10 protein-coding genes are annotated in these 12,822 nt (G+C 64.8%); 1 reads left to right on the top strand and 9 read right to left on the bottom strand.

Translation table 11 applies throughout. From position 1 onward, the window contains the following. Positions 1–4: 4 nt before the first annotated feature. From EN808_RS14730 to mtnK, 9 genes are all read right to left on the bottom strand, one after another. Complete coding sequence (locus EN808_RS14730; protein ID WP_135916224.1) at positions 5–1,843, bottom strand: hypothetical protein; 1,839 nt, start codon at positions 1,841–1,843, stop codon at positions 5–7. Further along, a complete protein-coding gene (locus tag EN808_RS14735; protein ID WP_135916225.1) occupies positions 1,840–2,874 on the bottom strand; it encodes a Gfo/Idh/MocA family oxidoreductase in 1,035 nt (344 codons plus the stop codon). Before EN808_RS14735 ends, EN808_RS14730 begins: the two co-directional genes overlap by 4 nt. Before the next feature lie 2 nt (positions 2,875–2,876). Beyond that, entirely contained in the window at positions 2,877–3,941 is a 1,065-nt protein-coding gene (locus EN808_RS14740; RefSeq protein WP_127277225.1) for an ABC transporter permease, read from the bottom strand. Beyond that, the gene (locus EN808_RS14745) at positions 3,941–5,497 is read right to left on the bottom strand and encodes a sugar ABC transporter ATP-binding protein (protein ID WP_135865218.1); all 1,557 of its coding nucleotides are present in this window, start codon (positions 5,495–5,497) and stop codon (positions 3,941–3,943) included. The genes EN808_RS14740 and EN808_RS14745 overlap by 1 nt, the downstream gene beginning before the upstream one ends. Continuing rightward, the gene (locus EN808_RS14750) at positions 5,494–6,138 is read right to left on the bottom strand and encodes a DUF2291 family protein (protein WP_135916226.1); all 645 of its coding nucleotides are present in this window, start codon (positions 6,136–6,138) and stop codon (positions 5,494–5,496) included. Before EN808_RS14750 ends, EN808_RS14745 begins: the two co-directional genes overlap by 4 nt. A gap of 79 nt (positions 6,139–6,217) precedes the next feature. Continuing rightward, entirely contained in the window at positions 6,218–7,159 is a 942-nt protein-coding gene (locus EN808_RS14755; RefSeq protein ID WP_127277218.1) for a D-ribose ABC transporter substrate-binding protein, read from the bottom strand. Between the two features lie 264 nt (positions 7,160–7,423). Beyond that, positions 7,424–8,251: a phosphogluconate dehydrogenase C-terminal domain-containing protein gene (locus EN808_RS14760; protein ID WP_127277215.1), complete on the bottom strand. Its 828-nt coding sequence runs from the start codon at positions 8,249–8,251 to the stop codon at positions 7,424–7,426. Positions 8,252–8,803: 552 nt separating this feature from the next. Then, positions 8,804–9,898 (bottom strand): S-methyl-5-thioribose-1-phosphate isomerase, encoded by a 1,095-nt coding sequence (mtnA, locus tag EN808_RS14765; RefSeq protein ID WP_127277213.1) that lies wholly within the window; start codon positions 9,896–9,898, stop codon positions 8,804–8,806. Continuing rightward, a complete protein-coding gene (gene mtnK / locus EN808_RS14770; RefSeq protein WP_135916227.1) occupies positions 9,895–11,166 on the bottom strand; it encodes an S-methyl-5-thioribose kinase in 1,272 nt (423 codons plus the stop codon). Before mtnK ends, mtnA begins: the two co-directional genes overlap by 4 nt. Before the next feature lie 137 nt (positions 11,167–11,303). On the opposite strand from mtnK, the gene EN808_RS14775 reads away from it, so the two are divergent. Then, the gene (locus EN808_RS14775) at positions 11,304–12,815 is read left to right on the top strand and encodes a sugar ABC transporter ATP-binding protein (protein ID WP_135916319.1); all 1,512 of its coding nucleotides are present in this window, start codon (positions 11,304–11,306) and stop codon (positions 12,813–12,815) included. Positions 12,816–12,822: the final 7 nt, after the last annotated feature.

Raw genomic sequence — 12,822 nt, forward strand, 5'->3', positions numbered from 1 at the left:
CGCTCTAGCCGACACGCATAATGGCGTAGGGCGACATCACGAGATGGTCCTGGCCAAGCGTCGAAACATCGATCGGGACATTATTCGCCGTCAGGTTCGCCAGCCAGACGATGGTTTCCCTGGAGGCAGCGCGGCCGGCCAGCGCCAGAACTCGCGTCTCGTCACTGGTCGTGGCGGAAACATGCGTCAGTCCAGCCAACTCACAAAGCCCTTCGATGGCCCGGAGGATCGGCCGCGGCGTTCCTTGCGCGACGGGTTCGCCTGATCCGGCAACCACGCCGAACGGTCCGGCGAAGCTGGACAGTGTCAGCATCTCCAGTCCCGCAGGCGCGACGCGCGCGGCATAGCCGATCGTCCATGCGGCGGCGAATTGCGCGGCATGGCGGGGGTCGCGGTTCGCCATGGCGATGCGCTGTCCCCGCGAATTGTCCTTGGTCGCCCCACCATAGGGGTTCTGGCGCATGGCAATCGTCGATGGCCCGATGCGATACGGCTTTGTCCCGAAGATCGCCCGGGTGGACCGGGTGATGAAGGGAAGCGTCTCCAGCGACTGCATGACGCTGAGATCGTCGGCGGCATGCACGATCGGACAGGTGCAGTGGGTGATGAAATCGAGCTGGTCGGCGGGAACGCGCTTGCGGTTGAGCTCGGTGAAATAGCTGAACATGCCGCCGCCGAGACGGAGGCCGGGAAAGGCGCGGCGGGCGGCCGCGTAGACGTCCTCGAGCTGCGGACATGCCGGCCAGGGGCTGCCCGGCGGCGTCGACTGGCGGTCGACCGCGGGCGATACCGCGATGGCGTCCACCCGCAGGCCTACCTGGCGCAGCATATTGGCGACGTCGGAAAGTTCGGCGTCGAGGTCGCCGGTGCAGGCGGCCACGCATTCCAGCGTCGTCGAAGCAGGATAGGCGGCGGCGAGTCGGGCATGGGCGCGCAGCGCGTCGAGACCGTGGCCGCGCGTCGGATCGAAATGGAAAATCAGCTGCCGGGGACCGAGCCTTCCCAGCAGCGGCAAATCGGCAAGTGCCGCCTCCACATCCTCGGGATAGATGACGACGCCGATGTCAGGCAGCTTCGCGCCGGCTTGCCCAAGCTCGACGCGGACCGGCTCGGCCGGCACGGCCGAGGCGGGCAGATTGGCGTCGCCTGCGATGCTCAGGCTGATGGTCTGACGAAGGGATTGCCTGGCCGGCAGCACATAGGGCCATGGCAGCGCCAGCGGCCGCACATAGGTCTTGTAGGAGGCATCAGACCAGTTGCGCTGGTCTTCCATCTCGAATGTGTCGCCTTCCATCCGGCATTGCGCGACGACGCCGGGCCGCACCTGATGCGTGATGGCGCGCAAATCCTTGAACGGCTGCCACGGGTCGATCAGATCGGGCAGTTCCGTCTCTTCCACGCTGCCGTCGGTGTGCTCCACCGTCACCGCGCTGCCGGCGAGGCCGGCGATCGGATGCAGGATGCAGAAGCCGCATCGGTTGGTCTCGAAATCGCTCTCCGGCAATGCGGTCACATCGAAGCTGAGATTGCCGTCGGCGGACCCCTCGATCGTCGTGCGGAAGCCGAGCCGGCTGCCGCCCGGACCCGTACAGCTTGCCGCATAGCTGACGCGGAAGCCGCCATCGCGCTGGTCGATTGTGAGATCCGTCAGGACAGGCTCATAGGTGCCCCAGTCACGGTCGCGCACCACATAGGCGATGGCGCGCAGCACTTCGGAGCCGCCATGGCGGATGGTGCGCAGGTTGCCGTTGACCAGCTCCGCGCTGAGCGCGCCGGCCTGCAGCAGGATAGGCGCCGCTTCGGCCGTCCCGGTGCCGTAGAGATGGAAAGCGTCGGCCGTCATTTCAGCAGGTCGTCGATCTGCACCGGCGCGCGGCTTTCGGCGCCGGCATAGGCTGCTTCGACGAGGGCGAACGTCCTCAGATTGTCGGCTCCCGAGGTTGCCGGCTCCTTGCCGGATACGAGGCTGTCGACCCAGTGCCTCTGGATCGCCAGCACGCTTTCCTGGATGTTGTGCCATGGCCGCGAGGCCCAGGGCAGCAGCCGCGGCGAGACGTCCTTGACCGTGGTGCCGTTCTTGCCGGTGACGGTAAGCTGGTAGCCCTGCGCCAGCCGGATCGTGCCGTCGCTGCCGTCGAGTTCGACCAGTGTTTCCGGGAACGGCTCGGTAGCAAGCCTGGTGGCATAGCTGCAATCGACCACGGACGTCGCGCCGCCGGCGTGGTCCATGAGCATCGTCGCGACATCCTCGCCGGCGATCTTGGGATTGATGCGTGTGGTCCGCGCGGTCAGGCTCGTCACGTCGCCGAGCAGGAAACGGGCGATGTCGAGGATGTGGATGCCGAGATCCTCAATGATGAAGCGTTTGCCCGTCGCCAGATAAGGCTGGCCGGAAAACACGTCATAGCCGGAGCGGAAGGAAATCCGCCCGAAGAACGGCGTGCCGATCTCGCCGCTGTCGAGCACGGCGCGCACCGCCTGGATCGGCGACTGCCAGCGAAAATTCTCATGCACCATCAGCGGCACGCCGGCGTCCGTGCAGGCCTTCACCATCGCCTTGGCATCAGCGAGCGTCGGCGCGAAGGGTTTCTGGCAGATGACAGGGACGCGGTTCTCGGCCGCCATCTCGACCAGCGGCCGATGGCTGCCCACGGTGGTGGCGATGTCTACGAAGTCGAGCTTTTCGGCCGCGAACATCGCCGCCGCGTCCGCATAGCGCCGCGCTACGCCGAACTGATCGCCGACGATGCGCAGCCGTTCCGGATCGCGGTCGCAGATGGCGACGATCGAGGCGCCCTCGATGTCGCGCCAGGCATGCATCTGGTTGACGGCGAAGAAGCCGCAGCCGATCAGCGCTCCCCTTAAACCCGCCATGCTCAGCCCGCCTTCGCCATCTGCATCAGGGTGACGCGCTGCTGAAGCCGGCGCTGCGCCTGGTCGACGACGACGGCGACGATGATGACGAGGCCCTTGATCACCATCTGCCAGAAGGAACTCACCCCCATCATCACCAGCCCGTCCGACAGGATGCCGATGACGAAGGCGCCGACGATGGTGCCGCCGATCGTGCCGCGGCCGCCAGACATGGAGGTGCCGCCGAGCACCGCCGCCGCGATCGCGTTCAGTTCGAAGCTCTCGCCCGTCGCCGGGTGCGAAGCCATCAGCTCCGACGAGATGATCAGGCCGACGATCGCGGCGCAGAAGCCGGAAAACATGTAGACGAACATCTTGACCATGTTGACGCGCACGCCCGAGATCCGGGCTGCGCGCTCATTGCCGCCGACGGCGAAGATGTGGCGACCGAGCGGGGTGTAGCGGGCGAGGTAGGCGGCCCCCAGCGCCGCCACGACCAGGATCCAGATCGACACCGGCAGGCCGAGGAGCCGGCCAGCGCCGAGGAAGCCGAAGCCGGTGGTGCCCAATTCCGGCTTGCCGACCAGGTTGGGAAAGGTGCGGCCGTCGGAGGACAGCAGCGCGAAACCGCGCGCCACATAGAGCACGCCCAGCGTGGCGATGAAGGGCGCGACGTTGAGCCTGGTGATCAGCAGGCCGTTGACGGCGCCGATCGTTATGCCGACCAGAAGCGTGATCAGGATGATCTCGAAGACGTTGAAATAGACGGTGTAGCCGATCTGCAGGTCGATGCCGTTCAGCACGAGATAGCCGGCCACCATACCGCACAGGCCGACGATCGAGCCGACCGAAAGGTCGATGCCGCCGGTGATGATGACGAAGGTCATGCCCATGGCGAGGAAGGCGTTGAGCGCGACGTGCTTGGCCATTAGGATCAGGTTCGCCGCCGACAGGAAGTTCGGCGCGGCGATCGAGAAGAACACCAGCACCGCGATCAGCGCGATGAAGGTCCGAAGCTTCATCAGCGTCAGCAACGCGGAGCCGCTGGAGGCGGAAGGAGCGGCCGCCTTGGCCGGAATGTCAGTCATCAGCGTTGCTCTCCATGTGCGGGGGCAAGTTGTGCGGTGGGTCCGTGGCCCAGCGCCGATGCCGCGACGATCGCTGCTTCCGTCGCCTCGGCGCGGTCGAACATGCCGGTCAGTCTGCCATTGCTCATCACCGCGATGCGGTCGGACAGCGCCATCACCTCGTCGAGATCGGAGGTGGCGAACAGGATGCCGAGACCATCGCGCGACAGCTTGCGCATGGTGCGGAAGACGTCGGCCTTGGCGCCGACATCGATGCCGCGGCTGGGTTCGTCCATCAAAAGCACCTTCGGTCCGGTGAGCAGCGCCTTGCCAATCACCACCTTCTGCTGGTTGCCGCCCGACAGCGACGAGACTTCCTGCGCCGGATCGGCGACCTTGATCGCCAGTTCCCGCACCATCTGCACAACGGCCTGCCGCTCGGCGCCGCCCCGGATATGGAACAGGCGTACGAAGCGCGACAGGCTCGCCAGCGTCAGATTGCTGGCGACCGAGAGGATCGACACCAGCCCCTCGCGCTGACGGTCCTCCGGTATCAATGCCAGCCCGCGCTGGATGCGGCGCGTCGTGTCGCGCTCCTTCACTTGCTTGCCGGCGATGAAGATCTTGCCGCTGGCATGGCCGTGACGGCCCATGATGCAGTCGAACAACTCGCTGCGCCCGGCGCCCATCAACCCATATATGCCAAGGATCTCGCCGGCGCGCAGCGCCAGCGAGACATGGTCGACCGCCAGCCCGCCAGTCACGCGCGGCAGGCAGATCTCCTCGGCGCGGAAGATTTCCGCGCCGGGCTGATGGCCGTCGGCTTTGGCGAAATCCTTGGCGTCCGAGCCGATCATCTGCCGCACGATCCACTGCGTATCGACGTTCCTCATCTCCTCTTGGCCGGTGATACGGCCGTCGCGCAGCACGGTAACGGTGTCGCCGATGCGGATCAGTTCTTCCAGGCGGTGCGAGATGTAGACGATGGCGACGCCGCGCGCCTTGAGGTCGGCGATCACCTTGAACAGGATTTCGACTTCAGCCGCGCTCAGCGCCGAGGTCGGCTCGTCCATGATCAGGATCTTGGCGTCGAGCGAAACCGCCTTGGCGATCTCGACCAGCTGCTGCTGGCCGATGCGCAAATCCTCGACCAGCATGTCGGGCCGGATGCCGGCCTCGAGCCGGTCGAGGAATTCGCCCGCCCGCTTTTCCTGCGCCTTGCGGTCGATCTTGCCCAGCCGGTTGGTGATCTCGCGGGTGGCGAAGATATTCTCGGCGACGGTCATGTTGCCGAACAGGTTCAGCTCCTGGAACACCATGCCGATGCCGCGCGCCACCGCATCTCCCGACGAGGAGAAGGAAACCTCTTCGCCTTCGAGCAGGATGCGGCCGGCGGTCGGCTGCTCGACGCCGGCGATGATCTTCATCAGCGTCGACTTGCCGGCGCCGTTTTCACCGACCAGCACGTTGACGGCACCCTTGCGCACCTCGAAGTTCGCCTGCTTGACCGCGACAGTGCCGGCATAGACCTTCGAGACGTCCTCCAGCTTCAGGATGACGTCGTGAGCGGGGCTCATGGCCTCGGCCCGATCTCGGCCTCCGCCGGCGTCACAAGGGGCAGCTCCTGGCCGCCTTCGATCGTATAAGCGCCGAGCACCTTGGCGGTCCGGCCCTCAAGTGCCTCGCGCGGCAGTTTGGACAGCACGGTCTTGTCGGCATAGGCGTTGAAGGCCTTCCCGAACTGGGCGAAGTCGATCTGGTTGGTGAAGTCGTTGAACTGGACGAAATCGAGGCTGTCCCGCAACGCCGTGCCGCGCATGGCCGGCCCGATCTGGACGCGCGCATCGGCCTTGCCGTCGCCGTCCACGTCGATATCCATCGTGCCCGCCCGCGACTGCGTGTTGGCAGCGATGATCTTGCCCTCGACTCGGACCGCGAAGGTCCATGGCGAATTCGTCTGCTTCCTGGGATTGCCGTATTTGGCGCCGGCCGCCGCCGGATCGGTTTTCGCCAGCGCCTGGACTTCGGCCAACGGTCCGGCCTTCTGGACGAGATAGGGGATGACCTTCGAGGCCCAGATGTCCTCGACCATCTTGTCTGGGTTGAAGGCAGGCGCACTATTTTTGCTCCGCGCCATTGGCGTCGGCAGGATCTTGCAGCCGCTCAGGCCAAGGCCAGCGAGCGCGGCGAGAGTTAGCCAGGTCAATGTCTTCGGCATGGCGATCAAAAGCACCCGGAACGTGAATGGAGGCGAGGGGCGAACCTGGGTCCGCCCCTCGCAATTATGGCGCGCCGGCTCAGTTCTTCAGCGCGAAGGTTTCGAGCTTGGCGGCATTGTCGCCGTTGATGAGCACGCAGTCCATCAACTGCTTTTCCTTCTCGGGCGACTTCTTGTTCTTGATGAAGTCGCTGGCCTGTTCGACCGCCATCTGCGCCTGGGCGTAGGCCGGCTGCAGCACGGTCGCCTTGATGCCGCCGGAGGTGATGGAATCGCGCACGTCGTTCGAACCGTCGAAGCCGACGACGATGACATCCTTGCGGTTCGCGGCCGCGAGCGCCGCATAGGCGCCCATCGCCATCGTGTCGTTGCCGGAGATGACGCCCTTGATGTCGGGATTGGCCTGGAGGATCGATTCCATCTTGGAATAGGCCTCGGTCTGGCTCCAGTTGGCCGACTGCTGCGCGACCATCTTCAGGTCCGGATAGTCGTCGATGACATCATGATAGCCCTTGGAGCGGATGCCGGCATTGGTGTCGGATTCCTTGCCGACCAGCTCGACGAAATTGCCCTTCTCGCCCATTAGCTTGACGAACTCCTGCGCGCCGAGCTGCGCGCCCTGGTAATTGTTAGAGACGATCTGCGCCACGGCGACGCCGGTGGCGTTGATCTCGCGGTCGATCAGGAAGGAGGGAATGCCGGCGTCCTTGGCCTTCTGCACAGCGGCGACGGTCGCGTCGGCACCGGCATTGTCGAGGATGATCGCCTTGGCGCCGCGGCCGATCGCGGTGTCGATCAGTTGGGACTGCTTGTTGGCGTCGTCGTCATGCACCAGCACCAGCGCCTCGTAGCCGAGTTCCTTGGCCTTGGCTTCGGCGCCGACGGCTTCCGCCTTGAAGAACGGATTGTCGTGCGATGGGGTGATGATGGCGATGAGGTCGGCCGCGTAGGCGGGCATCGCCGTGCCGATTGCCAGCACACCTGCGAAGGCGGCAAGCGTCATTCTGCGTGTCAGTTTCATGAAGTCCTCCCTTTGAAAAATCTGTGCCTCGGTCGTCGAGGCGACTGCATCTGAATTCGTCAGGCCGCGGAGAATGCGGACCACTTCGGCTCAAGCCGTCGATCGGCTTCTTCAGAGCCGATCCGCGCTCCCGTTCCCCGCCATCCTCCACTCGTCCCGGCTCGAACTCCCAGCGAAGCGTGCCCGATCCGAGCCAGCAACAATTTAGCCAACTGGTATGATGAGTCAACCACAAATTCAGGTGATATGTACCTGATGACTCGTTCAGGTAATCCGCTGGATGCTGGCCGCGATCTCTTCCGGCTCGAAGACGCGCTTCCAGTCGTCGCGCATCAGCACCGGCTTGCCGAACTCGATCGCCTTGTTGCATGCATCGGAGAACACGCCCTGGGTCTCACCGAAGATGACGGCGCCGAGCACGTTCATGTGGCCAAGCAGGAAATCGAGCGCCGCCTGCTGGTCGACGCCGCGCGCCACGACCTCGTCGACCGCTTCCTTCATGACGACCAGCAGCGAGGCGCACACGGTTTCCGAAAGGCCTGGCTCGAGCAGCGCCATCTGTTCGACGGAAACGCGGTGCGAGCGCATCACCGGCGCCCAGATGATCTTGGCGATGGCCTCGCCCTTGGCATAGTCGGCTTCCGGTCCCTGCATCAGCGCGCTGACCATGTGCTGCTTTGCCTTGACGCCGCCGAAATAGTCCTTCTTGGCCGCCATGTCGGTCTCGTCGTTGAAGATCGGCGGATGGCAGGGATGGGTGACGAAGTAGGTCAGGTCGGGACGATCGGGCAAATGGCCGGCGAAGGGTGCTGCGGCATCGAGCACGATCACCATCGTGCCCGGCGCAAGCTTGCTCTCGATGCCGGCCGCGACCTTGCCGATATGAGTGTCCGGCACGGCCAGGATCACCACGTCGGCGCCTTTCAGCGCCTCGTCGGCGCTGACCGTATCGAAGCCCAGTCCGGTCTTCAGCCGCTCACGCCCAGCCTCGCTGACCTCGACATGGCGGATTGTGTAGGGCGAGCCGCGGAAATTGGTCGAAAGGCGGTATCCCATTTTGCCGCCGGCACCGAACAGCGCGATCGTCGTCATCTAGCCCTTGCTCCCTGGTCTTGAACGATGGCTTAGCCGATCGTTGCCTTATATACTGGTATGATCACTCTACCACGTTTTGGCAAGAGGAAATCATCATCCGTCTGTCATTCCGGGCGGACCGCCTCGGGCGTCCGGATCGGATTTCACCGCCTCGCCGTCGCCGCCCGTGCTGTAGAAGGCGGCCCGTCGCGACGGCACTTTCCAGCCCGGCATCGCCAGATCGAGGAGAGCAACGATATCCTGGACGATGTCCCGCGCGCCCGACGGCAGACCGCCGGTCTGTATGTGTGGTGATGATGGGGACGTGCAGGCTGGCGAACAGGTGGCGACGGCGCTTGTCGATCCGCTGAAGATCAACGTGCCTTATTAGCCTGCCCGCGATTGGAGTGCCTGCGTCATGGTCCCCGGCCGCCAAAACACGCCCATGGATACCATTATTCGCGGCGGCCCGCGGTGCTCACCGCACTTTGTCAGCGTGCTGGAGATCGCCAGGCGGCACGGCCCGGACCGTGAACGTTTGGTTCTGAACGCGCGCCTTCGCGCAACCGATTATCCCCGCTCGGGGAACATCGCCCTCAGCCCTTCGCGCGAGGCCTTGGCGATGCCACGCTCGGTGATCAGTCCGGTCACCAGTCGTGCCGGCGTCACGTCGAAGGCGGGGTTCCTTGCCGGCGTCGCTTCGGGCGACACACGCACCTGGGCGATCTCGCCCTTGGCGGTTTTGCCCCAGACCAGCGACACCTCGTCGCCCGAGCGCTCCTCGATCGGGATTTCAGCGAGGCCGTCGCCCACTGTCCAGTCGATGGTGGGAGAGGGCAGCGCGACGTAGAACGGCACGTCATTGTCGGCGGCGGCGAGCGCCTTCAGATAGGTGCCGATCTTGTTGCAGACATCGCCATCGGCAGTCGTGCGGTCGGTGCCGACGATGACCATGTCGATCGCGCCGCGCTGCATCAGATGGCCGCCGGCATTGTCGACGATCAGCGTGTGCGGCACGCCGTGGCCGGCCATCTCCCAGGCGGTCAGTTGGGCACCCTGGTTGCGTGGGCGTGTTTCATCGACATAGACATGGACTGGAATGCCGGCCTCGACGGCGAGATAGATGGGTGAAGTGGCTGTGCCGTAGTCGACGGTCGCCAGCCAGCCGGCATTGCAGTGGGTGAGGATATTGACCGTCTCGCCCGGCTGTTTGCGCGCCGCGATCGCCTTGATGATTTCAAGGCCGTTCTTGCCAATGGCGCGGTTCAGCCCAACGTCCTCGTCGGCGATTTCACTGGCGCGCCGGTAGGCGGCCGTGGCGCGTTTTTCTGGCGGCAACGGCCGCAGGAAACGCCGCATCTCGTCCAGCGCCCAGCGCAGGTTGATCGCCGTCGGTCGTGTCTCGTGCAGTGTTTCCCAGACGGCATCGAGCGCTTCGTCGGATGCGTCATCCGTCATCTGCATGGCGACGCCATAGGCCGCGGTGACTCCGATCAGCGGTGCGCCGCGCACCCACATGTCCCGGATCGCGGTGGCGACGCCGGCGACCGTGCCGAGCTTCTCGATGCGGAATTCATGCGGCAGCCAGCGCTGGTCGATGATCTCCACCGAGCGGCCGTCGCCGCTGAGCCAGATGGTCCGATAGTGGCGGTCGCCGACGTTCAAATGCTGTTCTCCTGTTCGATCAGCGCGGCCAGGTTGTTGACCTCGTCGATGCTGTGAATCTGGTGCCGGTTGACGGCGATGTGGCGGCCGAATTTCAGCGCCTTCGCCTCACAACTGGCGCGTAGGTCTTCCTCGGCAATGGTCTCGAAGTCGGCATTGTGGGCGAGGCCAAGGATGCGTCTGTGCACCTCGATGCCGGCAAAACCGAGCAGATCGGTCCAGATCTGGTGCAGCACATGGTCGAGCGCCTGCTCGGCGGCGAGTATGTCGCCCTGATCCTCGAACAGGCTCTTCTGGTAGAGCATGCCGGTGCGCTCGCTGCGCCACAAATGCGAGAACTCGGCGCGAAACACCGCCCAGGTCTCGACGACGACATCGAGCAGATAGGCGCGCATGGCGTCGCGCTTGCCGTTCTGCTCATGCCCGCGTTGCGAGAAGAAGGACATCCAGAAATTGGCGAGTAGCATGCCGACGTCGAACGCCATCGGACCGTAGAAGGCGAATTCCGGATCGATCATCCGCGTTTCCTGGTCGGTGACCATGATCGAGCCGGAGTGCAGGTCGCCATGAAGAAGCGTCTCGGCATTGGCGGCGAAGATATGCTTCAGCCGCTGTGCCTCGACCTTGAGGTCGCGGTCGGCCCGCAACTCGGCAACCAACGCGTCGAGCTGCGGGCTGGTGTGGCGGTTCATCTTGGCGTCGAAGTAGGGGTCTGAGAATACGAGATTCTCGGTGATGTCGCAGAGTTCGACATTGTCCGCGAACAGCGCCAGGTCGGCCTTGCGCTCTTTGGTCGCCATCGACAGATCGGAACCCCGGAACAGGGTGCGGGCCATGAACAGGCCGATATCCCGGGCAATGTTCGGCAACTGCCGGCCCTCGATCAGCGCCCGCCGCAGGATGATGTGCGGCGACAGATATTCCATGATGATCAGCGCCTGGGTCTCGTCGAAGTAATAGATCGCCGGCACCGAGCCCGGCGCGCGCGCCTCCTGCCGGGTCAGCGCGTGATACTCGAAGAAGGAGCGCTTCAGGGGCAGCGGCCAGCTGTCGCCGACGAGGCGGACATAGGGCAGGGCCTGCTTAACGATGGCGCCGCCACTGGCGCCTTCGACGATGAACACCAGGTTCAGATTGCCGTCCCCGACTTCGCGGACTTTCCAGGCGCTCGCGTCCCCGCCGATCTTCGCGCACAGCGCTTCGTTCGTGCCGAGACGTGTTGCGAGCGTCTCCACCGACAATGCTTCGAACGGCAATTTCCCAGTCATCCTCGTCCCTCCCGCCTGTGTGCTCCGATCATAAGGGAGCCTTGGCGGCGGGGCCAAGCTAGGAAGCTGTCTGGCAATTGTCAATCGTGTTGACAATTGCCGATATTGACCATAGCGTCGTCGTCAGGGAGGAACGCATGGTCGGCAATGCCGTGTTCCGCGTAGAGGGACTGAGGAAATCCTTTGGCCGCAACGAGGTGCTTGGCGGCATCGCGCTGGACCTTCATGCCGGTGAAGTGACCGTGCTGATGGGCGCCAACGGCGCCGGCAAATCCACCCTCGTCAAGATCGTCAGCGGCGTCTACGAGCGTGGCGGCGGCACCATGACGCTCGCCGGCCAGGACTTCGCACCGAACACGCCGGCGGAAGCGATCCGCGCCGGCGTCGTCACCGTGCACCAGAACATCAATGACGGTGTTGTCGCCGACCTCGATGTCGCCACCAATCTCACGCTCGACAGGCTGAGCGGCAAAGGCGTGCCGACCCTGTTCAACCCCGTCCGCGTGCGCCGCGAAGCCAAGGCGGTCGCCGATCGCATGGGGTTGGCCATCGATCTCAAGGCACGCGTCAGCGATCTGTCGCTGGCCGACCGCCAGATGGTGGCGATTGCCCGAGCGCTGGCGCACCAGCCGAAAGTGCTGATCCTCGATGAGCCGACCTCATCGCTCTCCAGTGCCGAAGCCGACAGGCTGTTCGCGCTAGTCGACCGGCTGCGCGAGCAAGGCGTGGCGATCCTCTATATCTCGCACCGCATGTCGGATATCAGGCGGCTCGCCGACCGCATCGTCTCGATGCGCGATGGTGTCGTCTCGGGCGCCTTCGACACCAAGCCGCTCGACTATGAAGGCGCGGTCAACGCCATGCTCGGCCGCAAGATCCATCTCGACCAGATCGTCGCCAGGAGTTCGGCCAGGGCGGTCCTGGCCATCGAGGGGCTGCGCATCGCGCAGGGTGCCCGGCCGATCTCGCTGACGCTTGGCGATGGCGAGGTCGTCGCCATCACCGGCCTCGTTGGCGTCGGCAAGACCGCTCTTGCCGAAACGTTGTTCGGTGTGCGCCGGCCGCTCGCCGGCACCATGACGATGAACGGCAAGCCTTACGCGCCGCGCTCGGCGGGCGACGCGATCGCCGCCGGCGTGTTTCTCGTCGCCAAGGATCGCGCCAGCAGCGGCATCATCGGTGGCTTCAACATCGAGCGCAATGTCAGCCTGCCTTTCCTGAAGCGTATGTCGAATTTCAGCGTGCTCAAACGCCGCCTCGAACGCGCCACCGCGCACCGGCAGATCGAGCAACTGGCCATAGTCTGCCGCTCGGAGAAGGACGAGATGTCGGCGCTGTCCGGCGGCAACCAGCAGAAGGTGATGGTCGCCCGCTGGATGGCGCAGAATGCCGCGCTGTTCATCCTCGACGAGCCGTTCCAGGGCGTCGACATTTCGGCAAGGCGCGACATCGCCGCCAAGCTGAGGGCAAGCGCCAATGGCCGTGCCACGCTCTTGTTCGTCACCGAACTCGACGAAGCGCTGGAGACGGCCGATCGCATCCTGGTGATGTCGGAGCATACGATCGTCGGCGAACACCGCAATGCCGATGTCGACCTCGACCGCCTTTTGGCCGAGGTCGCCGGCGGACCGCTGCACAGCGCTGCCTGAGGGTGGC

The organism is Mesorhizobium sp. M8A.F.Ca.ET.165.01.1.1, assembly GCF_004792065.1.
In the GTDB taxonomy this organism is placed as follows: domain Bacteria; phylum Pseudomonadota; class Alphaproteobacteria; order Rhizobiales; family Rhizobiaceae; genus Mesorhizobium.